Source organism: Streptomyces sp. NPDC093252, from assembly GCF_040683675.1.
GTDB lineage: Bacteria > Actinomycetota > Actinomycetes > Streptomycetales > Streptomycetaceae > Streptomyces.
Window position 1 is genome coordinate 61,551 of the sequence record NZ_JBFBEM010000007.1, and the last position, 25,308, is coordinate 86,858.

At 71.0% G+C, this 25,308-nt stretch carries 16 protein-coding genes; 10 read left to right on the forward strand and 6 right to left on the reverse strand.

The features are described from left to right. Positions 1–197 precede the first annotated feature (197 nt). Both AB0O01_RS16240 and AB0O01_RS16245 read left to right on the forward strand, forming a co-directional pair. Complete coding sequence (locus tag AB0O01_RS16240) at positions 198–1,127, forward strand: EamA family transporter (protein WP_365313864.1); 930 nt, start codon at positions 198–200, stop codon at positions 1,125–1,127. A 98-nt stretch (positions 1,128–1,225) separates the two neighbouring features. Continuing rightward, positions 1,226–3,406: a TerD family protein gene (locus AB0O01_RS16245; protein ID WP_365313866.1), complete on the forward strand. Its 2,181-nt coding sequence runs from the start codon at positions 1,226–1,228 to the stop codon at positions 3,404–3,406. Between the two features lie 179 nt (positions 3,407–3,585). On the opposite strand, the gene AB0O01_RS16250 is transcribed toward AB0O01_RS16245, so the two are convergent. The 3 genes from AB0O01_RS16250 to AB0O01_RS16260 form a co-directional block, all read right to left on the reverse strand. Continuing rightward, on the reverse strand, positions 3,586–3,885 hold the full coding sequence (locus AB0O01_RS16250; RefSeq protein WP_365313868.1) for a helix-turn-helix domain-containing protein: 300 nt from the start codon (positions 3,883–3,885) through the stop codon (positions 3,586–3,588). Beyond that, positions 3,885–4,679: a hypothetical protein gene (locus AB0O01_RS16255; RefSeq protein ID WP_365313870.1), complete on the reverse strand. Its 795-nt coding sequence runs from the start codon at positions 4,677–4,679 to the stop codon at positions 3,885–3,887. Before AB0O01_RS16255 ends, AB0O01_RS16250 begins: the two co-directional genes overlap by 1 nt. Positions 4,680–4,995: 316 nt before the next feature. Next, positions 4,996–5,163 (reverse strand): hypothetical protein, encoded by a 168-nt coding sequence (locus tag AB0O01_RS16260; RefSeq protein WP_365313872.1) that lies wholly within the window; start codon positions 5,161–5,163, stop codon positions 4,996–4,998. A 146-nt stretch (positions 5,164–5,309) separates the two neighbouring features. Here AB0O01_RS16260 and AB0O01_RS16265 point away from each other — a divergent pair, with 146 nt between their 5' ends. Beyond that, positions 5,310–8,198, forward strand: a complete 2,889-nt coding sequence (locus AB0O01_RS16265; protein WP_365313874.1) for a tetratricopeptide repeat protein — start codon at positions 5,310–5,312, stop codon at positions 8,196–8,198. Here the strand turns inward: AB0O01_RS16265 and AB0O01_RS16270 are convergent. After that, a complete protein-coding gene (locus tag AB0O01_RS16270) occupies positions 8,178–9,128 on the reverse strand; it encodes a serine/threonine-protein kinase (RefSeq protein ID WP_365313876.1) in 951 nt (316 codons plus the stop codon). The genes AB0O01_RS16265 and AB0O01_RS16270 overlap by 21 nt on opposite strands. A gap of 61 nt (positions 9,129–9,189) precedes the next feature. Between AB0O01_RS16270 and AB0O01_RS16275 the strand changes: the two genes are divergently transcribed. From AB0O01_RS16275 to AB0O01_RS16290, 4 genes are read left to right on the forward strand one after another with little or no spacing between them, the layout of a single operon-like run. Continuing rightward, positions 9,190–10,773: a PD-(D/E)XK nuclease family protein gene (locus AB0O01_RS16275; RefSeq protein WP_365313878.1), complete on the forward strand. Its 1,584-nt coding sequence runs from the start codon at positions 9,190–9,192 to the stop codon at positions 10,771–10,773. Next, entirely contained in the window at positions 10,773–11,969 is a 1,197-nt protein-coding gene (locus AB0O01_RS16280) for a hypothetical protein (RefSeq protein ID WP_365313880.1), read from the forward strand. The genes AB0O01_RS16275 and AB0O01_RS16280 overlap by 1 nt, the downstream gene beginning before the upstream one ends. Next, entirely contained in the window at positions 11,962–15,489 is a 3,528-nt protein-coding gene (locus AB0O01_RS16285) for a hypothetical protein (RefSeq protein WP_365313882.1), read from the forward strand. Before AB0O01_RS16280 ends, AB0O01_RS16285 begins: the two co-directional genes overlap by 8 nt. 10 nt (positions 15,490–15,499) lie before the next feature. Further along, entirely contained in the window at positions 15,500–18,304 is a 2,805-nt protein-coding gene (locus tag AB0O01_RS16290; protein ID WP_365313884.1) for a DUF3962 domain-containing protein, read from the forward strand. A gap of 316 nt (positions 18,305–18,620) precedes the next feature. Here AB0O01_RS16290 and AB0O01_RS16295 read toward each other — a convergent pair whose 3' ends face one another. Beyond that, positions 18,621–20,150, reverse strand: coding sequence for a UDP-N-acetylglucosamine 1-carboxyvinyltransferase (locus AB0O01_RS16295; protein WP_365313886.1), 1,530 nt, complete (start codon positions 20,148–20,150; stop codon positions 18,621–18,623). 64 nt (positions 20,151–20,214) lie between these two features. Beyond that, entirely contained in the window at positions 20,215–20,895 is a 681-nt protein-coding gene (locus AB0O01_RS16300) for a TetR/AcrR family transcriptional regulator (RefSeq protein ID WP_365313888.1), read from the reverse strand. Between the two features lie 259 nt (positions 20,896–21,154). Between AB0O01_RS16300 and AB0O01_RS16305 the strand changes: the two genes are divergently transcribed. From AB0O01_RS16305 to AB0O01_RS16315, 3 genes are read left to right on the forward strand one after another with little or no spacing between them, the layout of a single operon-like run. Next, positions 21,155–21,733 carry a 2Fe-2S iron-sulfur cluster-binding protein gene (locus tag AB0O01_RS16305; RefSeq protein WP_365313890.1) on the forward strand — a complete coding sequence of 193 codons (579 nt, stop codon included), beginning with the start codon at positions 21,155–21,157 and terminating at the stop codon, positions 21,731–21,733. After that, positions 21,730–22,761: a xanthine dehydrogenase family protein subunit M gene (locus AB0O01_RS16310; RefSeq protein WP_365313892.1), complete on the forward strand. Its 1,032-nt coding sequence runs from the start codon at positions 21,730–21,732 to the stop codon at positions 22,759–22,761. The genes AB0O01_RS16305 and AB0O01_RS16310 overlap by 4 nt, the downstream gene beginning before the upstream one ends. Beyond that, complete coding sequence (locus tag AB0O01_RS16315; RefSeq protein WP_365313894.1) at positions 22,758–24,884, forward strand: xanthine dehydrogenase family protein molybdopterin-binding subunit; 2,127 nt, start codon at positions 22,758–22,760, stop codon at positions 24,882–24,884. The genes AB0O01_RS16310 and AB0O01_RS16315 overlap by 4 nt, the downstream gene beginning before the upstream one ends. The last annotated feature ends 424 nt before the right edge of the window (positions 24,885–25,308 follow it).

The following is a 25,308-nucleotide window of genomic DNA, read 5'->3' on the forward strand; positions in this document are numbered from 1 at the left end:
GTGCCACATTCATCGCGACAGTTGATGAATGAGATGACATATATGCATTGGACTCATGGGTGAGGTGTCCAGCAGAATTTCCGTATGCCGCCAGTGAAATGCTCCTCGATACCGGTGAAATCGCCCGCCCTTCCCCCTCTCCCTCCCCTTCCCCTTCCCTTTCTCCTTCCCTTTCTCCTTTCTTCGGAGGGCCTGCCGTGGTCGGGCTGACCGCGCTCGCCCCCGCGATATGGGGCACGACCTATCTCGTCACCACCGAATGGCTTCCGCCGGACCGCCCCCTGCTCGCCACCACGGTCCGCGCGCTGCCCGCCGGACTCGCGCTGCTGCTCTTCTCCCGGGTTCTGCCCCAGGGGGTGTGGTGGTGGCGGGCGTTCGTCCTCGGGACGCTCAATATCGGGGCCTTCAATCTGCTGCTGTTCGTCGCCGCCTACCGGCTGCCGGGCGGGGTCGCGGCGATGGTGATGGCGGTGCAGCCGGTGGTGGTGCTGATCCTGGCCGCCGTGCTGCTGGGGGACCGGATCCGGGCCGTCCACGCGGTCGCCTGTGTGGTGGGGGCGGCGGGGGTCGTGCTCCTGGTGGCCCGCGGGGCGGTCGCGCTCGACCCGGTGGGCGTGGCGGCGGCGCTCGGCGGGGCGGTCTGCATGGCCACCGGGATCACCTTCACCAAGCGCTGGGGGCGTCCCGAGGGGGTCGGCCTGCTGTCCTTCACCGGCTGGCAACTCGCCGCCGGGGGACTGGTGTCGCTGCCCTTCACCCTGCTCGGGGAAGGGCTTCCGCCCTCCCTCTCCGGCTCCCACGTCCTCGGCTTCGGATACCTCATCGTCTTCGGCGCGGTGATCAGCTACGCCCTCTGGTTCCGCGGTATCGAACGGCTCCCGGCGCTCGCGGTGTCGTTCCTCGCGCTCGGCAGCCCGCTCGTGGCGACCGTCCTGGGGCTGGTCTTCGCGGCCGAGTCGCTGTCCGTCGCGCAGACGGCGGGGGTGGTGCTGATCCTGGGTGCGGTGGTGCTGGCGCAGCCGCGCCTGAACTCCCCGAAGCCGTCGTTCTCGCTCTCACCGGCACCCCGCAAACAGGGAATTCCCCGCATGGAGAATTCACCCCCGCCTCATGGATGGGGAAAATGAATGAGAGGGGAGTGGAATTGATGGCGGCCGGCCGCCAGGCCCTCGGCGGAGCCGAAAGTGCGATGCGGAGAGTCGTACACCTCTGCGACCATGCCCGGATGGAGCAGAGCCCTGAAGCGCTGGTCATCCGGCACGCACACCGTCTTCCGTCCCCCCAGGGATCCCCCGGGGAAGGGGCCGTCGTGGCACGGCAGTTCGACGCCGCGCTGGCCTCGGTCGGTTTCAAGCTGTCGTCGGAGCTGCTGGAGCGGCTGTCCGGGCTGACCCCGGCGGCGGTCACCCGTACCGCGCGGGGAACCCTGCGCACGGTGCGCGAGATGCTGGGCGACCACGTCCGCCACAACAGCTACTTCATCGACTTCCCGGCGAACGTCCCGGACACCGAGGAGTTCTGGATGCGGTGCGTGGCGAAGGCGCTCGCCGACCGCACATCCCGCACCACCGTGCTGTCGCAACTGGCCCGGGGCGTCCTGGACCTGCTCAGCCTCCCCGCCTACGGCCGCTACCAGCACACCTACGAGCAGATGCTCGCGGCGCAGGACGAGCTGATCGCCGCCGCGGGGGACCGGGTGACCGTGCTGCATCTCGGGCGGGACCTGGACGACGAACTGACGGAGCTGTACCTGTCCCTGGCGGGAGGTGCGACGCCGCTCGGGGAGGAGGAACTCCTCGACCTCTCCTTCCTCGCCGGGTGGTGTGTGCTCGGGCCCCAGCCGGAGACGATCCCGGTGCGCGAGATCCGGGCGGTCGTCAACGGGGCGCGGCTCTCCGCCGGGGCGGATCCGCTGCTGGACACGGTGACCGACGTACTGCGGCTGGCGTGCGCGCTGTCCGGCGGCGATGTCACCCTGACGGAACCGACCCGGTTCCGGACGCTCCCGAGGCCGGTGCGCCGCGCGCTGCTCGCGGGCCTGGACGGGATCGTCGCGGCGAATCCCGCGAAGCTGGCCGATGTGCTCGCGCACCGGGAGCCGTTCAAGCGGCTCGGCGAGCGACTGCACCCGCACGAGTACCCGCAGTGGCCGCACGCCGCCTCCGTGTTCGCCGTGGCCCGGGGCGACCGGCGGCCCCGCCGCTCCCTCGACAGCCGCGTGGACGAACGCCTGCACGACCACGACGTCCCGGGCGCGGTACGGATGCTGTCGTCGGCGCCGGGAAAGCTGTTCCGGGCGCTGGACCTGCTGCTGCGGGCCGCCGTCGACCAGGACGAGCGGGACCTGGTGGTGGAGGCGGCGGTACGGGTCGCGCCGAAGGTGTCCGGGCGGGTGGTGCTGTCGGTGCGCGAGCACTTCCACAACCGGGAGCGGGAGACCGGCGCGCCCCGGATCTTCGTCAACCGCCGGGGCCGGGGCTGGGTCGCCGCCGACGCCCGGCCGCCCGTCCCCGCCGCCGACCGCGACCGGCTGATCGCCGCCCTCGACGCCGAGATCCGCCGCAGGCTCCCGGCGCCGCCGGGCCGGATCCTGGTCGACCCGGACATCCTCGATGTGGCGCTGCCGCTCAGCGGCCGGGCGGCCCCGGCCGGGCTCGGCATCCTCCCGCGCGGTTCGCTCTCCCCGGTCGACGGCGGTGAGCTGCGCTTCTTCGTCCACTGGAAGCAGACCAGGCACCGCACCGACTACGACCTGTCCGCGCTGCTCCTCAACACGGACTACAGCACCGACACCTTCCTCTCCTACACGTCCCTCAAGACGGTCGGCGGCCGGCACTCGGGCGACATCACCGAGGCGCCCGACGGAGCCTCGGAGTTCATCGGCCTGACCCTGGACCGGATCCGGGCCCCCTTCATCGTGCCGCAGGTCAACATCTACGAGGGCGAGGGCTTCCACGAGGTCGAGGAGTCCTTCTTCGGCTTCATGCTGCGCGACGGCGAGCAGCGGGGCCGCCCGTTCGAGCCGCGCACGGTCCGCATGAAGTCGGACCTGCGGGGCACGGGCCGGGTGGCGCTGCCGCTGGTCTTCCGCCGGGCGAAGGACGGCCGCTGGAGCGCGAAGTGGCTGCACCTGTACCTGCGGGGCGTCTCGGCGGCCAACCGGGTCGAGGAGAACCAGGTGTCGGTGGCGAAGGTGGTGCGGGCGGTGGTGGCCCGCGAGTACCTGACGGTCCGCTACCTGGCGGACCTGATGTCCGACGGCACGACACCGGTGGCCACCCGGCGGCCCGGCGACCCCGTCCCGGCCGAGCCCGTCCTCTACCTCGGCCTGGAACGCCCCGAGGGCCTCCACCCGGACTCCCGGATCATCACCCTCGAAAACCTGCGCGACATGATCCCGGCGTGAGTGCTAGCGTGACGGAACGGCGAGGCCATGAAGGGGCTTCCTTCTCAGACTCCTTTACTGCACGAGTTCCTTCGCTTTCCTCGCCGGTTGATTTTCCTCCGGGCGGTGCCCCACGCGTTGTCGCGCGGGGCACCGCCCGGAGGGTTTTTCTGGTCGAACTCAGCGACGCCGAGCGCGGACTACGAGCCCGTCCGCCAGTCGTCGTCCGTGTCCGGTTCCGTGTCGGGGCCTTGGTCCGGATCCAGGTCCAAGTCGTACAGGGGCCGCTCCTCGATCCCCAGGGCGCGCATCAACTGGCTGGTGGGAACCCTGAACTGGCGCCCCACCCGGAGCACCGGGCAGGGAAACTCGTCCCGGTGCACCAGCCGATAGGCCGTCGCGTTGCAGACACCGAGCGCACGGGCCGCTGTCCGCAGGTCGATGACGACGGGCAGTTCGAACAGTTCGGTGAAACTGAGCCGACCGTGGGACGAGGTCATCACGGCCTCCTCGTGACGGGGCGGGACGCGAGGGTGCGTACCCGACGCCTGGGCACGCGCCTGCGGGGAACGTGGCCCTGGGGCGGGCGGGCCCCGGCCTCCTCTTGGGTAGGGGTGAGTGCCTCCGCCCGCAACTGCTCCGGACGCACCCGGAACCTCAAGGAGGCCCGCAGTCCGTCCGGCCCGTCCGGACGGTCGACCCGTACGTCGAGCCCGTCGCGTGCCGTGTCGATTTCCGCCGTGTCGGCCGCCGCAGGCGTCAGGGCGCGGTCCTCGGAGAGGCGCTCCACCTGGGTGGAAGGGGTCTCCCGCAGACCGGCACGGGCGAATCGCCATGCCCTGGTGCGGGCTGCCCTGAGCAGCGGCCCGACGGCGAGGCCGGTCATGGCGCCCCAGTGGGCCGACCGCGCGGCCTCTTCCTGACCGGCCTGCTCCTCGAGAGCTTCGAGCAGGGCCAGGACCATCTCGGACTCCACGTCCGAGCGGTCGACGCGCAGGCGCCCGCAGATCCTCCGGACCGTCCCGGTCAGCCGGGGTGCGGCCAGCCAGATGAGCAGGAGTTTCCCGGTCCCGTCGGGGGAGCGGTCGGCCCGAGCCGTACTGAGTACGGCGTCCCAGACCGTGGCGGACAGGCGCGGATCCCGGTCCGGCCCGTACAGGGCCTCGTATGCCTCGGCGGCGGTCAGCCGGACCGGCTCACCACCTTCGCTCTCGTTCGCCCGACGGCCGAGAATCACCGGTGCCGTCTCGTTGGTGTGGAGGTCGTCGAAATGCTGCCTCACTGCGGTGAACACGCTCGCAGAAGGTGTAGTTATCATGAAATATCCTCTCTTTGTGGTGAGGGAGATTCCTGGGGTGGGTCGAGATGGGGTGGGGTGTCGGCGGCTCGGTGAGGCGGCGGTCCCGACGTTGAGAATGGGACAAAACGGGAAGCAGCCCCAGGCGCCCCATTGTTCTACTCCTGGATGAAGCGCCGGACGTGCACGCGGACTGCCGCTATCGCTGACACCGAGCGGATGAGAGGCGCCGAAGGGGCCCTCACGCGGGTCCGGCGGCCGGGGAGGGTGCCCGCCCCGACGATGGGACGGGCACCCTCCGGGTCGGGACGGCTCAGGCCGTGTCGGTGGACGAGGTGTTCGGCGTGTCCGTCGACTCGGTGGTCGCGGCCGACGGCGTCGAGCCCTCGGTCAGGCCGGCCTTCTCCTTGCGACGGCTCGGCGGGAAACCGGGCGAGGTCCGGAGCCGGATCACCCGGCGGTTGCGCTGGCGGTTGTTCATGTACTGACGACCCTTTCTGTTGCACGACGATGCCGATCCCTCGCGCTGTTGCGAGCGGCTGATGAACATCGTGCCCGGGTGGCCATGGCGCCGCAGATTGAAAACTGAGCGATAACTGAGAACCAGGGGGGCGCGAAGGAGCGCATGTGTATGAACTGGGCGTCGGATGTGCACAGTTGAAGGAGCGCGGTGCGGGCCCATTGGGGGTGGCCTGCTGCCACCCGGCGGGAGGGGAAGCGATGGACGGACGGGTGCTGGGCACGGTCAGTGTCAAGGGCGAGGGCGGGAAACAGGCGTTGGGCACGCGGAAGCCCGCGGCTCTGTTCGCGCTGTTGGTCACCTCACCGGGATGCCGGTGCAGCCGGGAGGAGATCGCCGACGCTCTGTATCCCGGCGAGACGGGGGTCGATGGCCGGGTGGACCGGGTGGTCACGGACCTTCGCAAGGTACTGGGCGGCGAAGTCCTGCCCCACGCCGGGAAGTCGGGCTTCGTCACCCTCAATGCGCCGGCCGGGAGCACGGACTACCTGCGCTTTCGCGAAAGCTGGCAGCGAGCTTCGGAACTGCCTCCCCCGGAGCAGTTCGCCCTGATCCGGGCCGCTTTGGAGGAGTGGAGTGAGGACGGCGAGCCGTTGCGCGGATTGCTCGGCAAGGGCTTCGAGCTGCGGCGGGAGCGGATGTTGGAGGATCGGGTCGCCGCTGTGTGCGCCCTGCTGGAGGCTGCTTGGAAAGCCAGATACTCCGGGTTGCTCGAAGAAGAGTCGGAGAAATGGTATGCCCGATTACCGCAACGGATGCGGATTTTTCAGTACTACCTGATAGCACACGGCCGAAGGATGTCCGGCGAGGAGCTTGAGAGACTCGTCGGTCAATGGGTAGTGGATACCGGCACGACCCCGGACCCCCAACTACAGACTGTTATCGATCGACTGCGTGGGGCCGCTCCTCAGTCGACCGCGACGGTGTTGCCGCCGATCCCCAGGCAGTTGATCGCGGATGTGCCCGACCCGATTGGGCAGGACGACCTGCTGCGGAGTCTTGTGGAGTACATATCCGAGGAAAGGCGTGCGGGCCGGATGCCGCTGATCTTCCTCACCGGTATGGCAGGAGTGGGAAAGAGCACCTTGGCGTACCACCTCGCCAAACTGGTGGTGGACCAGTTTCCCGGCGGAGCCTTCGTACGAGAGCTCAACGGATTCAGCGACAACGATCTGGGCCCGGCCGATCCGGAACCCATTCTGGACGGTCTCTTGGCCGAGCTCGCACCCTACTCCGATGCTGTGGGCCTGGAGGCAAAGAGTGGCGCGTTCCGTACAGCCTCGGCCCATCGGTCGCTGCTGCTGGTGCTCGATGACGCCTTCAGTACCAAGCAGGTACTCCCGCTGCTTCCCGGGAGTGGGAATTGTGCCGTCATCATCACCAGTCGTCGTGAACTGGGTGGTCTGTGCTCCGGAAGGAAGGTGCGTCGCCGCGAAGTGGAGTTGTTGACTGACCACGCCGCCCTGGAGGTACTCCAGAAGGAGGTGTCTCAGAAGGATCGGGAGACGTACGCCATCGCCTTCGGTGAACTGGTGGAACTCTGTGGCAACCTGCCGCTGGCTCTCACCGTCGTGGAGCGGCGACTGCGGTACGAGCCACGGAACAGCATCCCGGATCTGGTGCGGGACATGAAGATGGAAAGGCGCAGGCTCGAAGAACTGGATCGGCCTGATCACGAGCTGTCGATGCTCGTTGCGCTCACCTGCTCCGCACGGGTGCTCAGCAAGGAAGCCAGGCTCCTGCTATGGCAGTTGGGCATCCATCCCGGCCCCAGTATCACGTGGCATGCAGTGAAGGATCTCGGTGTGGCGGGGGGTGGAATGCGGGCGGAGCGAGTTCTGGGGGAACTCGTCGCGGCGAACCTTGTGATGTTCCGGTCCGATCGCTATCAGTTGCATGACTTGGTGCGGGCCTTTGCCCGCCACCATGTCAGCCCGACGACTGCCGAGGTCGGATCGACCGTCGAAGCAGAGGCCACTGAGGAGCTGACCGCCGGTCAAGCGGCCATCAGGAAGGCGACCGTGCGGCAAGTACTGGAGCATCAGCTACAGAATGCCTGGGCCTGGGATCGCATGCTCGACGATCAGCGGTTGCTGCATATCGGCGAACCGGTCGGTGTCCATGTGATCGAACCTGCGGACCTGGACCAGGCCCTGGAGTATCTGGACAACGAATACCCCACTCTTCGGCAGGGTGTCGAGCTGGCCTTCAATGAACGCCTGGATCGGTACATGTGGATGCTGCCGATGGCCCTGGTGCCCTACCAATGGCGTCGACGCCACCTGACAGACGCGTCGACAGACCTCAACCGCGCCGCCGATATCGCGGAGACGGTCGCCTCCCCGGTCGAATGCGCCATGGTCCGGCGGATGCAGGCCGGCACCCAATGGCGGCTGGGCAACTACCACCTGGCCGCCGCCCAGCTCAAGCGGGCTGTCCGCCTGAGCGAACAGGACGAGAGCCCGAGCGGACGGCTCAGCCTCGCCCGCTCGCTCTACGCGCTCGGGATCACCCTGCGCAAGGGCGAGAGCAGGGAGTCGGCGGAGGACAAGCTCCGGCAGGCCCTGGAGCTGTCTCGGGAGCTCCTCGACCTCGTCGGCGAGGCGGCGGCGCTGAACGCGATCGGCGCGCTCCTCAACGACCGGGGCGACCATGCTGAGGCACACCGGCTGTGCGAGGAAGCCCTCCGCGTGGTGGAGCGGACGACGGACCACCGCTGCCGGGCCGACGTGCTGTTCACCTTGGCGAAAGTGCAGATCGCGCGGGACGAGCGGGCCCATGGTGTGGAGTTGCTCCACCGTGCGTGCGACCTCTTCCGGGCGCAGGAGTACTGGCCCGACGAGGACAAGACCCGGCGGCACCTGGCGGACGTGCTGATCTCGTCCGGAGATACGTCTGCCGCTGTGCTGGAACTCGAAAGGGTCCAGATGCTCCGTGAACAGATGAAAGGCACCGACGTCCAGGAGATCCGGGAACTACTGGAAGGGCTGCGATGATGTCGTCCCCCGGGGAAGGCGGTGCCATAGCCGGGGTGCGCGGGTGCGGTAGTACTCCGTGGGGTCCGGACGCAGGGGCTTTCGGGGGCGTCGAGAGCCCTTCTCGGGCAGATGGCAGCGGATGCGATCGAACACCTCCTGCACATCTTTCGGGCGATCCTCGGGATTCCACTGGACCATGTGCAGCGCGAGATCATGGAACTCTGCGGGGATTTTGGCGACCAGGTCGGCAGGCAGCACGGGGTGGCCGATCTCGACCCTCCGCTCCAGCCCCCCATAGGGCAGGTGCATGACGGTCATCTCCAGCAGCATGGCGCCCAACGTGAAAATGTCCGCTCCGGCGGTGAGGCCGTCGGGGTTCGCGTCGAGTTGCTCGGGTGAGGCGTAACCCGGTGTGCCGCGATAGTCATCGGTCGGGGTTTCCATGCGTACGGCCTGGCCCATGTCGATGAGTCGTAAACGGCCATCGGGTTCCACGATGACGTTCTCCGGTTTCAGGTCGCAGTGCACCAGGTTCTTCTCGTGCACATCCCGGAAGATTTCACAGAGTTGCCCGATGATCGAGGCAACTGTGGCCGGATCCTTGATCGGCGGTTCTTCCTCCAGGGCCGTGCGGAGTTGGCGTCCTTTGATGAATTCCATGACAAGGCAGCGGTCTGTTCGGTACGTTCCTTTCGCGATCAGCTTCGGAATCGCTTCGATTCCGCTCAGCGTGATCATGTGAGAGCCCTCTTCCTCGACCAGCCGCCTGCCGTCGCTGTGGTAGATGCTCTTGGCCCCGATCCGCCAGGGCTTCTGAGTCTTGATCGCTACCTGCTTCTCGGATCGGAGGTCGCTGCCGATGTAGAGATCACCGTAGCCTCCGTCATCGAACCGGCCCTCGACTTTGTAGTGGTTGGTGATGTCCCCGATGTCGTGGATTTCATTCATGATGTGCCTCCGAATTTCCAGTCAATTCGCTTTCTCATATCGCTCGGAAGAGGAGAGAACCATGTCACAAACCTGGCTGCCCCCTGACGGAGTGCGGGTGCACCGCACCACCCAGACCATCACGGTATCTGCCGGCATGTTCAAGCGGGGCGACTTCCGCTGCCCGGCCGCCGACGCCCTCAAAGCCCGCAGTTACCTCCCCCTGGAAGCGGCTCCGCGGCGTCGGGAAAGGCTGGAACACTTCACTCTCGCTCCCTTCATGGCCGTCTGTGACGCACGGACCCGTCGTCCCACCGAGACCGCGGATGTCCCGGTCGGCGGGCGCGAAGGCGTGCTCCACGAGGGTCTCCGGTCCTGGACGGAACACGGACTGGCCCGGTACGACGCGGCCTTCCCCGTGGATCCGCAGCGTCCGCTGCGCGAGGTGCGCGAGCGGTGGACCTACCGCTACCGGCCGTCCACACCGGACGCGCGGACAGCGGAGGAGTACCGGTTCACCGTCTGGGGTCGCTGCCTGGCTTCCGGTGACGGAAAACTTCGTGAACTCCGGCTGCCTGTGCACCGGCTGGGACCGAAGCCTCCTGCGGAGGGATTCGTCGCCGCCGCAGCCCTGGTGCTGGCCGAAGGCGGGCCGGGTCCCCGGCCCGAACAGGTACGGATCGTGGAGTTCGCGCTGCTCGACGGCGAGATACGGGAACTCTTCGCCGGAAGCAGGGCGCAGGCGCTCGCCGCCTACCGGGAGAACGGCCCCGGGGCGCTGGCCGACGTTCTCAACGGCCAGGAGTACCGACCCGGCTCCGCCTGTGGAGAATGCCCGTACGTGCGGGTCTGCCCGGCCCTGCGGAGCGCTGCGGGACTGCTGGGGATCGAGAACCCGGCACGAACGCGGCGCACTTGGTCGGTGACCAATGGGCGGAACTATCGGATCTGTCCGGCGCGTGACCATCTGCGCCGACTGCGCCTGCCCGCGGCGGACTCCGTGGAGCGGGACGTGACGGCGGAGCGAGGCCGGGCGCTGCACGCCTACCTCGCCGACCGGCACGGCCAGGCGGCACCCCGGCCCTGCACGGTCGATGTCCCGGAGCAGTGGGTGCCGGACGGCTACGACCTGCCCGATGACGAACGTCGGCTCGGGGTACGCCTGCTGCGCAGGCACGCCGCTGTCTGCCCCCTGCGGTGTGTCAGGAACGGCACGGATGTCCGGACCGAGCCCCGGGTGGTCCGGCACGACACCGCCGCCGATGTCGTGGTGATCGCGCAGCCCGATCTGCTCTACCGGGACGGGGACTCCTGGGTGTGGCGCGAGACCAAGACCTCGGCGACCGACCGTCGGTCCAAGCAGCCGTTGCTGGACCTCTACCCGCAGCTCGCGCTGGCGGTCCTGCTCGCCGCGCGAGGCGATCTCGGCGGTGGGTCGGCCCGCTCCCGGGTCGAACTGGAGGTGCTGCGCCCGGGCGGTGCGGATCTGGAGATCATCGACCCCCTCGCCCCGGCCAACCGGGCGGCTGCGGAGAGCATCCTGCGGGAGATGGTGACGGAGTGGCACGGTGACGACCACTTCTCGCCCGCCCCCGGAGATGCATGCCGTCGCTGTGAGGTGGCCCGCTGGTGCCCGGCCTCCCGCCCTGCCGAGGTGCTCGCCTGATGGCGGCCACGGCCCGGCGCCGTAGCGCCCGACGGGAACAGGACGAGGCGGCGAACGCGGGTACGGAACTCTTCCTGGAACTGGCCCGCATGGTGGCTGCCCTGGCCGAGACCAGGAGCCTGCGCTCCTTCACGCTGCCCTACCCGGGTTACGCCCAGCGGGCGCTGGATCACACGGTGATGCGCTGCCTCGGCATCGGAAGGAGGCCCCCGAGGAGCCTGCCCGAACTCTGGGAATGGTGCCGGGACATCGGCGCGGACGACGAGCTGTTCGGGGTGCCGGCCTCCCTCGTCACCCCGGGCGCGACACTGGTGGACCGCATCGGCCAGATGCCCACCCGGACGTGCCTCGAACTGGCCTCTCACGGGGCGGCCGGAGGCGTGGCGGCCCAGGCCCGCTCCCTCCTCGACGACCTGGAGGCACGCTGTGGATCGGCGGAGCGGTACGCGCGGTGCCGGCACTTCCTGGCGAGCCACCCCGTGGTGCAGCAGGAGGACCGCCGCACGCGTGGCTGGAGCAAAGAGGTATGGGCCAGGGTCAAGGAGCTGTACCGGCCGCTGCCGGAAGCGCTGTGTGTCGACGGTCTCTTCCTGCCCTGTCCGGTGTGCGGACTTCCCGCTCTGCCGTGCGGTCGCATCGTGTCCGACCCGGTACGGCCGGCGGCCGGGGAGGCGATCTGGTGCGAGGGAGAGGACTGTGTGCGGCCGGACCGTTTCGAACCGATCCGTGAACCCGGCCTCGCTCTGATCCTCCCGCGGTCCCTGCGCACCTTCCTGGTCCTGCCGCACCCCGTGGAGGAAGCGGCCCTGAGCGAACTCGACCGGACCGGAATCGAGTACGAGGCCGCCGCGGGCCGCCTCGGCGCGTACCACCTGCGGGGCACCGGATCCGGTACGCGGGAGATGCATGTGTACGACCGGCTGCAACCGGGTCTCCTCGCCGCCCATCTCACCGACACGGCCCCCCACTCGGACCGCACCTTCGTCGTGGTGCCCGAGCGGCTGGCGGACCGCGACGGCTACCGCGCGCACTTCACCGACGCGCTGCCCGCCCTCCTCCGGGAGCGGCTGGTGCTGACCACACCCGACAACCTCGTACACCGCCTCACCGCATCCGCCGCCGGGGGCGACCCCGATTCGACGGCGGACCGAGGCGGCCCGGAACCGAAGCGAAGCGAGGACGAAGACGATGCGTAGCATCACACCCCCTTTGCACGATGTGCTCGCCGACCTGATGGCCTTCCTCGGACCGTCCGTCCGCAAGCCCGCCCTTGAGGCGTTCTGCGAGGTGGAACTCGGTCTGTATCTCCAGCGGAAGCTGATGCCCGGCACACCCGCCGGGAGCGCCTGGGTGCTCTTCAGCGGCTACGGATTCGCGGAGGCGTACGGAGTTCCCCTGCCCCCGGACGCGGCGAAGACACTGCGGGTCGCGCGCTACTCGCTGTGGACACTGCGCAGGGGCCGGGCCTGGCGTGAAGCCCTGGAGCGCTATCAGGAGTTCGACGCCGCGGTACGCGCCTACGACGTACCGGACACCGAGGCGGTCGCCGCGGACCAGGAGTTCTCCGTCGCGTCCGGCCGCCTTCAGGTCTATGACCGGCTGCTGACGGTGGCCCCGCCCCTGGCGGGCAAGCGGTTGCCGGTCGCGGGACCGGGGCCGCACGCGTTCCAGGTCAGCCGCTCACTGGCCGTCGTCGACCTGCCGGTCGTTCGCCCCGCCCCGGTCATCGCCCACGACCTGGACATGGTCCCGGCCGCGAAGGGGGCGCCGCTGGTCTTCACCCGGAAGGATCTGGAGCGCACCGCGGCGGAGATGGACGCGCTGCACGCTGGTGACGACGAGGAGCGTCGGCCGGGGTGGGCGCGGCGACTGGACGACTTCGAGATGTCGGTCAAGGAGAACGGTACGTTCCGCAAGGACCGCGACTTCACGTTCACCGTCGACGAGATCCAGCACCTGCTCGGCATCGTCGGCGCCGGCAAGAGCACACTGCGTGACATCATCGCCGTCCACCTCGCCAAGCTCGGCCTGCGCACCACCGTGGTGGTCTCCGATGTCGCCGAGGTCCTGAAGCTGGTCGAGATGTACAACCGGTACACCGGTGGCAGGGCCGCGCCGGTACTCGGAGTCTCCGGCCGGGAGCGTCACGCCCAGCGACTGCACCGCCGGCTCGCCGGCCGCGGCGAGCACCGGCTGCTCGCCCACGACGACCCGGCCTTCGCCTACCTGGGCACCTCCTGCGTCCTGAACGTCCGCAGGCAGGACACCTCGCCGTTCGCCGAACCCCTGGCTTTCAACGCGGCGCCGTGCGCCCGGCTGAATCCGCCCAGCGACCCGCGACGCGGGCCGGCCGGCGCGCGGAAGTCCCCCTGGCAGAAGAACCTCACCAGTTGTCCGTACTGGTCCGACTGCCCCCGGCATCACGGAGCCCGGGTCCTGGTCGACGCGCACATCTGGGTGGCGACCCCGGCCGGTCTGATCGACGCCGCGCCGCCCCGTCCGCAGAACGGCGAGCGCATCCGGTACCTGGAACTCGCCTGCCGCCGCAGCGATCTCGTGATCATCGACGAGGTCGACCGGGTGCAGATGCAACTCGACCAGATCTTCGCGCCCGCGACCGTGCTCGCCGGCGACGAGGACAACGGCCTCATCGACGCGCTCAGCTCGCACAAGATCCGGGAGCTCGCGGCCAGCGGACGGACCCAGCTCTCCGACCGGGACGTGGAGACCTTCGCCGCCGCGCTCAGCACCGCGGCCCTGGCGACGGACCGGCTGTACGCGATGCTGGTCGGCGACCCCGACCTGCGGAAGTGGGTCCGGACGGGGTACTTCAGCGCCTGGACCCTCCAGCTCGGCCTGCTGGACGAACGCTATCCACTCCCCGACGGCAGCGGTCCGGACCACGAGAACCTCGCACCGAGGGAGAGCCTGGGCAAGCTCCTCGACGCGTTCCGCGACAACCCCTTCGGCGACCGGGCCCGGCGGACCGACGAGAACTTCCACCACCTCACCGTCCTGCTCAACGAACTGCTGCACACCGGAAACCCGGAGAACACCCGACGCCGCCTGACCGAAGAGGTGGAAAAGGTCATGGCACTCACTCCGGAGTACCTCGCCTCCCGGCAGCAGGATCACGAGAAAGAGCTCGCCCAATGGAAAAGCGACGTGGAGGCCCTTCGGAAGAAGGGCGCCCGCAAAGCGCTGGAGCGTCTGGAGGCCAAGCCCCCGGCATCCCCCGCGGTCTGGCAGAAGGAGCTGGCCACCCGCTTCGAGTTCACTCTGCTGCTCAGTGCGCTCGAACCCCGGCTGGCCATGATCAACGCCATGTGGCCCAGGGTCGAGGCGGCCCTCGATCTCGGCTACAACGACATGTACCGCCGCCCGCTCGACTACGGCCCCATGGTGCCCGAGGCACCCATGGGCAACGTCCTGGGGTTTCAGTTCAGGGTGGCCGGAGAGGACGAGGGCGGCGTCCGCAGCGGCGAACTCACCTTCTTCCGGTGCAGCGGCGTCGGCCGCGAACTGCTGCGCGCCATGCCCCATCTCGCCACCGTGGACGGCCGTCCCGGGGCACATGTGCTGCTCATGTCCGGCAGTAGCTGGGCCGGTGCTTCCGGCCGCTACCACGTGGGTGTCCCGGTGGGCGTGATCATCGAACCACCGGCCGAGACAACGGAGCGCATCGCCGACGAGAGCAGGATGCGCTTCGAGTTCATCGACGACGGCGACGAGAAACTGCGGATGTCCGGCACCGCACCCCGGGACCGTCCGGAGAAGCTGCGGCGTATCGCCCGGTATCTGGGTGAGGGCGACCACGACGCCCTGGACGGCGGACCGCTCCAACGCGAACTGCTGGACCTCCCGCAGGGGCGGGACCACATCCTGCTCCTGGTCGGCAGCTACGCCGAGGCGCGCGTGGTCGCCGACACCCTGCACAATCTCAACAGCCGCTGGCACAACAGCGTGCTGTGTCTGGTCTCCGACGACGAGGAGATCGCCCCCGAGGACGAACTGCCCTCCGCCCACCGCGCCCGCACACTGCGCCGGGGCGATGTCGAGCGGCTCGCGGAACTGACCGCGAGCGTTCTGGTGGCCCCGCTCCTGGCCGTGGAGCGGGGCCACAACATCCTCAACGAGGACGACGAGGCCGCGATCGGCACGGTCTACTTCCTGGCCCGCCCCAATCCCCATCCCGACGATCTGTCCCTCGCCGTCAGCGCGATCAACGACTGGATCGTCCGTGCCATGGGACCCGGAGGTGAATTCTCCTCCTGGGTGCGCGGTGCCCCCTCGGTCGAGGCCGGCGCCGACGAGGTCCGCCGCCGCGCCCGCTCCCGCTGGCACGAAGTACTGAACCGGTCCATGGCCTGGAACAGCCTGGGCGAGGAACGCGAGCGGGTCACCTGGGACCAACTGGTACTGATGTGGCAGGTGATCGGCCGGCTGGTGCGCGGCGGAGTACCCGCCCGGGTCGTCTTCGTCGATGTCGCCTTCGCCCCGAACCTCGGAGCGTCCTCGTCGCGCCCCGACACCCCCAGGTCCAGCCTGTTGCACAGCGTGCTCCATGTACTCGACCCGTACTTCGAAGGCGACACGAAGACCGCCGAGGAGCGCTTCATCGCCCGATCCCTCTACGAGCCGTTCCGGCGGATGCTCACCCGTCTGCTGACCGAATCCCGCGCCACCACCGGCGCCCAAGAGCCGTCCCCCACCTAGGAGGCGATCCGTGTACCAAGCCATTCGCGCCACGGCCTACGAACCCGACCCGCGGCACGGCCCGTGGCAGGAGGAACTCCGGGTCCTGCCGCTCGGCGAGGAGCTGCACCAGGAGCTCACCCGTCTGCACAGCGAGACCGCGAGCGGCTCGCGCCACCCCGACCGGCTGCCCGTGCGGCAGCTCAACGCCCTGCTCCAGGCACTGGCACCGGGCGTCATCGCGACCGGCCGCCGGGCGGGTACCGATGGCCGCCTGCCGTGGCTCTACGCGCGCGAGGCGGTCCCACCCGAGGCGCTCGCCCCGCTCATCGGCACCTGGGCGGCGACGCGGTTCGCAGGGGACGACGACGGCGACGGCCCCGACCTGGAGCAGCAGTTGCTGACGACGGAGGGGCCCGACCCGGTCCGGCTTCCGCACTGGGAGAGCGAGCGGATCGACCTCACCGAAACGGTGACCTCGGCTGGCGGCACCGCCGAACCCGCCTCGCGCCTCTACCACCTGCTGCCGGAATCGATCGCCTTCCGGCTGGCCGCCCGCCCGTTCCGTACCCGCGGTGCCACGCTCCACTTCCGCGTCGAGAGCGCCGGGGACGGCACACGGCTGATCTCCTGGCCACCCCAGCAGTACGAACACCGCAAACAGACCTGGTTCTACTCGGCCTGTCTCACGATCACCGTGCAGACGGTGCCGTTCGCCCCGCGCTTCCGTGTCCATGTGTCCACCGGAGTGCGCCGGTGGACCACGCAACTGGACCTGCGTCCCCACCAGCTCAGCGGCGCGACGGTCCTCCTGGACGCGCCGCTGCCGTGGCCGGAGGGACCGGACCGGGGATACCGGCTGGCGGTGAACTCCCTCGGCTACGACCGCCGCCTCAAGGAGGTCACCTGGCGTCACCGCAGCCCGGCACCGCTCCTCCCGGAGCTGGACATCGTGCGCCACTACCCGGAACCGGCGGAACTCCTCACCCATCCGGAACGCTGGATCCACGGCTGCGGCGAGGTGGCCGCTGGCATCGTCCACCACACCTCGCTGGGCCCGCACGGCGTGGGCAGTGGCCTGATGCCCCTGGAACGGGCGGAACTGGATGCCTGGGTCGAGGAAGGACTCCGCCCGATGCTGCGCCGGGTCGCCGACCTCACCAGGGCCACCCGGAACAACACCCCCGCACTGATCCCCCGCTCCGGCCCCCGGGCGGAGCCGGAGGCCCGCGAGGCACAGCTCACCACGCTGCGCCGCACCGCCCTGATCCACGCGCTGAACGGACGCCCCCTGGAGGTGGAGATCCACTGGCAGTCCCCGCAGACCCGGGCCGCGCTCCTGGCGGAACTGCCGAAGCTGATCGGCGCGACCGCCGGGGAACGGGTGCGATCGGACGCCGACGGCACCTGGCAGTGGCGCAGCGACGGCATCGAGATCAGGGTGCGTGCCCGCCCCGCCGGACCTCTGGCCGACGCCCTGCCCGTCTCGCGGGAACGCAAGCGCCCGAGGGCCGTGCGGTTCGCCGAGGCCGTCGAGGGACGCTGCGCACTGGTCGCGGAGCGGATGGCCCCGCCGCGGACCGGCCTCGGCCTCGTCATCGCGGAGATCGCCGACAAGGACCGCTTCGCCGCCGTCCCGGACTCCGACCCCAAACACGCCCTGCGTATCGCCTGGGCGAGGCAGGGATGGCTCAGCCAGTTCGTCAATCCGTCCGACGGCACCGACACCGCCCTTGAGCATCGTGCCCGGTGGACCTGGCTGGACGCGTTCCGGCAGCTCGGCGCCGTCACCACGCCCGCGCACCGGGCGGGCGCCGGAATCCCGGGCGACCTCCAGTACGCGGCGCTGTGGCTTGTCCGTCACACCCGCAAGGGACCCACGCGCTGCCCGGTCCGCCGGCTCGTCGCGGTGCGGGTACGCCCCGGAGACGGCCCGGGCGCCCTTCAGGGCTGGGACGCCGAGCGGGCCGAGTGGGTGCCGTATCCGAAGCTGCTGCGGCTCCTGTCCACGACACCCGAACCGGCCGCGGAGGACAGCGGCACCGACCACCGGGGGGAACACCCGGACGCCACCCCGCGAGAACGCCGCGCCGTCGACAGCGAGGGCGCGGCGCTGCGGGCGCAGCGCGAGACCGAGAGCCAGGTCCGGGCCCTGCTCTTCCAGCTCCGCGACCGGCCGACGCTGCTGATGGTGGACGCGGCGAATCTGCGTCAGTGCTGGCCCCGGCTGCGCAACGGCTCGCTGGCCCGCGACATGCTCGGCTTCGGCACCGAACCCGACCAGCGACTCACGACCTACGGGAGCGATCTGCGCCTGGTGAGTGTGCGCGACGCGAACAACCGGGAGGAGGTCGCGGAGTGGTACGCCTACGACGCCCGGGGCCGGGTCGGCTTTGCCGAGGGGGTGTGGGGCGCGGTGGAGCCCGAGAACCGGGTCTTCGCCAGTACGGCCGCCAAGCCGCACACGGCGAAACTGCACAAGGGGCTGATGAAGCTGGTGCCCACGGCGGAGGACCGCAGGGCACCCGGAAAGACCGCCTGGAACCCCGCGCAACTGGAGATCACCGTACTGGGCTGTCTCTCGGAGAAGGCCCTGGCGGACTCGGGGCGCGAAGGCAAGGAGCCCGACCGGCCCGCCGACTGGGCGACGCTCGCCCATCAGATGCGCTACCTGGACGACTATCCCCCGCTCGCCCGCCCGCTCCCGCTCCACCTGGCCCGGCTGGCCGGCGAGTACGTACTCCCGGTGGCCGCGACGAAGACGGCACGGGAGACGGAATCACCGGTCCGGGCGCAGGTGTCGGACCCGGCGCCGCCCACCGCCGACGCGGACTGACGCCACGCCGTCCGGCCACCAGAGGGAAGCGACCGCCGGGCGACGGCGGTTGACCTCGCCCGGCGCTGGGAGGGTGAGCGCACGGCGCCGGGATGACCGACAGTCACTGCGGGCCGGCTCCACCGTAGGACTGTTCAGCCGGGTGCCGTTGCGCGGCCCCTGACCATCCGCTTGCGGGAATGGCCGGAGACCGCGCACCCGGTGGAGCGGGTCCATCGGGACACCATCGCCTGGATCCGTTCGCGCCGGCCCGGATCCGAGAGCTTCTGACTCACCACAGCAGCAGGTCAACGGGGGAGCGGCAGCCCCCCGCCCGCTAAATATCCCGGAAGATCTCGATCTGCGCCCCGATCGAATTCAGCCGCTCCGCCAGATCCTCGTACCCCCGGTTGATGACATACACGTTCCGCAGCACCGATGTCCCGTCCGCCGCCATCATCGCCAGGAGGACGACCACCGCGGGGCGGAGCGCCGGGGGGCACATCATTTCCGCGGCGCGCCAGCGGGTGGGGCCCTCGACCAGGACGCGGTGGGGGTCCAGGAGCTGGAGCCGGCCGCCGAGGCGGTTGAGGTCGGTGAGGTAGATCGCGCGGTTGTCGTAGACCCAGTCGTGGATCAGGGTCTTGCCCTGGGCCACCGCGGCGATGGCCGCGAAGAAGGGGACGTTGTCGATGTTGAGGCCGGGGAACGGCATCGGGTGGATCTTGTCGATCGGCGCTTCGAGTTTCGAGGGGCGCACGGTCAGGTCGGCCAGCCGGGTGCGGCCGTTGTCGGCGACGTACTCGGGGCTGCGGTCGTGGTCGAGGCCCATCTCCTCCAGGACCGCCAGCTCGATCTCCAGGAACTCGATGGGCACCCGGCGGACGGTGAGTTCGGACTCGGTGACCACCGCGGCGGCCAGCAGGCTCATCGCCTCCACCGGGTCCTCGGAGGGGGAGTAGTCCACGTCCACGTCGATCGTGGGGACCCCGTGGACGGTGAGTGTGGTGGTGCCGATGCCGTCCACCCGCACGCCCAGCGCCTCCAGGAAGAAGCACAGGTCCTGGACCATGTAGTTGGAGGAGGCGTTGCGGATCGTGGTGACCCCGTCGTGGCGGGCGGCGGCGAGGAGCGCGTTCTCGGTCACCGTGTCGCCGCGCTCGGTCAGGACGATCGGGCGGTCGGGGCGGACGGCCCGGTCCACCAGCGCGTGGTACTGGCCCTCCGTCGCCGCGATGTCCAGCCCGAACCGGCGCAGCGCGATCATGTGCGGCTCGATCGTCCGGGTGCCGAGGTCGCAGCCACCGGCGTAGGGCAGCTTGAAGCGGTCCATGCGGTGCAGCAGCGGGCCGAAGAACATGATGATCGAGCGGGTGCGTACGGCGGCGTCCGCGTCGATCGCGTCCATGTCGAGGTCGGCCGGGGGCACGATCTCCAGGTCCACCCCGCCGTTGATCCAGCGGGTGCGGACGCCGATGGAGCCCAGCACCTCCAGCAGACGGTAGACCTCCTCGATCCGCGCCACCCGGCGCAGCACCGTACGGCCCTTGTTCAGCAGCGTCGCGCACAGCAGCGCCACGCACGCGTTCTTGCTCGTCTTGACGTCGATCGCGCCGGACAGGCGGCGACCGCCGACGACGCGGAGGTGCATCGGGCCCGCGTAGCCCAGCGAGACGATTTCGCTGTCCAGGGCTTCACCGATTCGGGCGATCATCTCAAGGCTGATGTTCTGGTTGCCGCGCTCGATGCGATTGACGGCGCTCTGGCTGGTGCCCAGTGCCTCCGCGAGCTGCGACTGGGTCCAGCCCCGGTGCTGACGGGCGTCTCGGATGAGCTTGCCGATGCGTTCGAGGTAGTCGTCTGCCATGACGTTGAGGCTATCTCAGATATGAGATGGCGCTCGCTGGGGGGTCCGTTCGGGTGAAAGGGCGTCAAGAGCCGCTGGTGGGGACGCTTGTGTCGGAGGTGGGGGGGATTGGGGGTTGGTGGGGTGGATGGGGGAGTGTGTTGTGGTTGGTGGGGGGTGTGGTGCTCAGGCCCCGCATCACCAGGTCCAGCAGCCGCTGCGCCCTCGGCTGCCAGTCGTCGGCCGGGTCGATCTGCCAGAGGCCCGCGATGGCCAGCACGAAATCGTCGGCGGTGACACCGGGGCGGACGGTCCCCGCCCGCTCGCCCGCGGACAGGAGGAGTTCGATCGCCTCCAGCAGGGGGGCGGCGCCCGGCCGGGGTGATCCGCCGGGCGCGGTCGTCGCCCGGCGGATCGCCTCGGCCAGTCCGATTTTGGTCATGTAGTAGCGGGCCAGATGGTCCATCCACTCGCGCAGGGCCCGCTCCGGGGCGCGGGTGCGCAGCAGTTCCGGCGCCGCGTCCGCCACCTGCTGCATCTCGTGCCGGTACAGCTCGATGACCAGCGCCTCGCGGTTCGGGAAGTGGCGGTAGAGCGTGCCCTGTCCGACGCACGCCTTCCTGGCGATGGCGCTCAGCGGGGCCCCGGCGTCGCGGGTCAGCTCGGTGAGGGCGACCGCCAGGATGCGTTCGCGGTTGCGCTGGGCGTCCACCCGCTGGGCGGGGCCGTCCGGCCCCCGCGCCGCCTCGCCCCTCGGCTGTCTCATAGTCGCCCCTCCCGGCCTGTCCCACGCGCACTCGATCTTGCCAACCGGACGGCTGTCCGCTACGTTCCTGAGCGTATCCGGACAGTTGTCCGGTTGAGTCTCCGGGGGTGGCGGCGCCGAGCCCAGTCTCGCAGCGCGCGATCGCCGGTTCCCACCCCCGCGCCCACCGGTTCCCACCCGCGCCCACCGGCGCCCGCAAGGCCCCAAGACGCCCGGACCCGCGACCGATCCGCGACCGATCCGCGAAAGAAGGCTGACCATGGCTTCGGCCCCCGCGCCGACCTCCAGCGACCTCACCCTCCACATCAACGGAGAGAAGTACGCGCTGACCGCCGACCACCGCACCACCCTCCTCGACGCCCTGCGCGAGCGGCTCGACCTCACCGGCACCAAGAAGGGCTGCGACCACGGACAGTGCGGCGCCTGCACCGTCCTCACCGGCGGACGCCGCACCCTGGCCTGCCTGACCCTCGCCGTCGCCGCCGAGGGCACCGAGATCACCACCGTCGAGGGGCTCGCCCGGGACGGCGGCCGACTGCACCCCGTCCAGCAGGCGTTCCTCGACCTCGACGGCTACCAGTGCGGCTACTGCACCCCCGGCCAGATATGCTCCGCCGTCGCCGTCCTGGACGAGCACGCGGCCGGCTGGCCCAGCGCCGTCACCACCGACCTCCGTCCGGAGAGCGGGCCCCCGCCCCTCACCCCGGCCGAGATCCGCGAGCGGATGAGCGGCAACCTCTGCCGGTGCGGGGCCTACGTCGCCATCGTCGACGCCGTCGCGCACGCCGCCCGCCTCACCGGCGCCACCTCCAGCACCCCCGAGGAGGGCGCCGCGTGAGGGAGTTCGGCTACGACCGCGCCCACGACATCCCCGGCGCCCTCGCCCTCCACGGCCGCGACCCCGACGCCCGCTACCTCGGCGGCGGCACCAACCTCGTCGACCTGATGAAGTCCGGCGTCGAACGCCCCACCCGCCTCGTCGACATCCGCCGCCTCCCCCTGGACCGCGTCGAGCGCACCGCCGACGGCTCCCTGCGCATCGGCGCCACCGTCACCCACAGCGACCTCGCCGCCCACCCGGACGTCCGCCGCGCCCACCCCGCGCTCGCGCAGGCCGTCCTGTCCGGCGCCTCCGGCCAGCTCCGCAACATGGCCACCATCGGCGGCAACCTCCTCCAGCGCACCCGCTGCCCCTACTTCACCGACCTCACCGCCCCCTGCAACAAACGCGACCCCGGCACCGGCTGCTCCGCCGTCCGGGGCGAGCACCGCGGCCACGCCGTCCTCGGCGCCTCCGCGCACTGCGTCGCCGTCCACCCCTCGGACCTCGCCGTCGCCCTCACCGCCTTCGACGCGGTCGTGGCCTACGAGAGCCGGGACGGCGCCGGGGAGATCCCCCTCGACGCGCTCTACCCGCCCGTCGCCGACACCCCGCACCGCGAGACCGTGCTGCCCCCGGACGCGCTGATCACCGCCGTCACCCTGCCGCCCGCCCCGGTCGCCGCCCGCTCCCGCTACCGCAAGGTCCGCGAACGCGCCTCGTACGCCTTCGCCATCGGGTCCGTCGCCGCCGCCCTCGACACCGCCGACGGCGTCGTACGGGATGTCCGGCTGGCGTTCGGCGCGGTCGCCTCCCGGCCCTGGCGGGCCCGCGTCGCCGAGCGGGCCCTGCTCGGCGGCCCCGCCACCCCGGACGCCTTCACCCGCGCCGCCGACGCCGAACTCGCCGCGGCCACCCCGCTGCGGGACAACGCCTACAAGATCCCCCTCGTCCGCAACCTCGTCACCGCCCTGCTCACCGAACTCGCGGCACCCGCGGAAGCCGCCGGACCCGCCCCGACGACCGCCCAGGGGGGCCACCGATGACCCTCACCCCCACCTCCACCGCCGCCGTCGGTGTCCCGCACACCCGGGTCGAAGGGCCCGAGAAGGTCACCGGGTCGGCCCGCTACGCCGGGGAGGTCCCGTTCGCCGACCTCGCGCACGGCTGGCTGGTGCTGTCCACCGTCACCCGGGGCCGCATCCGCTCCGTGGACAGCGCCTCCGCGCTCGCCCGGCCCGGCGTCCTCGCCGTCCTGCACCACGGCAACGCCCCGCACGTCGAACGGGACGTGGGGGACGCCACCAGCGCCGTCTTCCAGCACGACCGGGTGCCGCACCGGGGCTGGCCCGTCGCCCTGGTCGTCGCCGAGACGCCCGAGCAGGCGCGGGAGACCGCCGAGACCCTCGCCGTGGAGTACGACGCCGAACCCCACGACACCGCCTTCCGCGCCGACCACCCCGGCGCCTACGTCCCCCCGGACGGAGCGCATGTCGCCGCCGCCGTCCGCAAGGGCGATCTCGACGCCGCGCTCGCCGCGTCCGCCGTCCTGGTCGACGCCCGCTACACCACCCCCGAGCAGCACCACAACCCCATGGAGCCGCACGCCGCCACCGCCCGCTGGGACGACGGCCGACTCGAACTCATCGACTCCAACCAGGGTGCCGCCTGGGTCCAGGGCGGCCTGGCGCGGATGTTCTCGCTCGACCCGGGCGCGGTGCGCGTCCGCTCCGAGCACATCGGCGGCGGCTTCGGCTCCAAGGGGCTGCGCGCCCACCAGGTGGCCGCCGTGATGGCCGCGACCCTGCTGCGCCGCCCGGTCCGGGTCGTGCTGACCCGGCGCCAGATGTTCTCCCTCGCCGGCTACCGCAGCCCCACCGTCCAGCGGGTGCGGCTCGGCGCCGGACCCGACGGACACCTGCGCGCCCTGGAGCACCAGGGACTCAACCCCACCTCCACCGTCCACGAGTTCACCGAGCCCGCCGCCGCCACCGGCCGCGTGCTCTACGCCGCCGACGCCCACCACACCGCCCACCGCCTGGTCCGCCTCGACGTGCCCTCCCCGACCTACATGCGCGCCCCCGGCGAGGCACCCGGCTCCTTCGCCCTGGAGTGCGCCCTCGACGAACTCGCCGCCCGCCTCGGCCTCGACCCCATCGATCTGCGCGCCCGCAACGAACCCGCGCTCGGCCCGGTCTCCGGCCTCCCCTTCGCCGGACGGCAGCTCCTCGACTGCTTCCGCGAGGGCGCCGCCCGATTCGGCTGGGCCGGGCGTGACCCCCGCCCCGGGCTGCGCCGCGAGGGCCCGCTGCTGCTCGGCACCGGCACCGCCGCCGCCTGCTTCCCGGCCGGTGCCGGGCCCTCCACCGCGGCCGTCACCGCCGAGGCCGACGGCACCTTCACCGTCCGTATCACCGCCGCCGACATCGGCACCGGCGCCCGCACGGCGCTCACCCTGATCGCCGCCGACGCGCTGGACGTGCCGCCCGGCCGGGTCCGGGTCCGCATCGGCGACAGCGACTTCGGACCGGCGTCGATCGCGGGCGGCTCCACCGGCACCCGCTCCTGGGCCCTGGCCGTCACCACCGCCGCCCGCGACCTGCGCGAACAACTGGTCCCCGGTGCCGCCCCGCCCCCGGAGGGCATCACCGCCCGCGCCGACACCGCCGCCGCCCTCGCCGCCCTGCCCGCCCGCGAACGGCACTCCTACGGCGCCCAGTTCGCCGAGGTCGCCGTCGACACCGGGACCGGGGAGATCCGGGTCCGGCGGCTGCTCGGCGTCTTCGCCGCCGGGCGGATCGTCAATCCGCTCACCGCCCGGGGGCAGTTCGTCGGCGGGATGACCTGGGGCCTGTCCATGGCCCTGCACGAGGAGGCCGCCCGTGATCCCCTCTCCGGCGCCCCGGTCGGCCCCGACCTCGCGGGCTACCACTTCGCCGCCCACGCCGACGTCCCCGCCATCGAGGCCCACTGGCTCGCCCCGCCGGAGGACGACGACGACCCCGTCGGCATCAAGGGCATCGGCGAGATCGGCATCGTCGGCACGGCGGCGGCCATCGCCAACGCCGTCTGGCACGCGACCGGCGTCCGCCACCGCGACCTGCCGCTCCGCCCGGACCGCGTCCTGGGCGCGACCCTGGGCGCGGATGCTGGGGGGTTGGGGGGCTGATCGCCGGGGGGCGCTTCCTTGCCGTGGCCTTTCCGGGTGCGGCGGGCCTGCGGGATCGGGGGGCCGGTCCCCCGGGGGGGCGTCCTCGCTGGGGCTCCGGGGACGGGCTCGCGGGGGCCGGGGGATGGGTCACCGGGGGTGCGTCCTCGCCCCGGCCCCGGGCACGGCTTCCCGGCCGTCGGGTGCCTGATCGCCGGGGGTTGCGTCCTCGCCTCGGCTCCGGGTGCGGATTCCCGGCAGGCGGGCCCGACCGCCGGGACCGCATGCACCCCGGCCACCGCATCCGTGAACAGGGGTCCAGGGCCCGACCATCGGGGCCGCATCCTCCCCCGGCCCCGGAGAGAGACCCTAGGGAGCCGGAGGCCCGACCACCGGCACAGGATCCTCGCCGCAGCCCCGCAGCCCCGCAGCCCCGCAGCCCCGC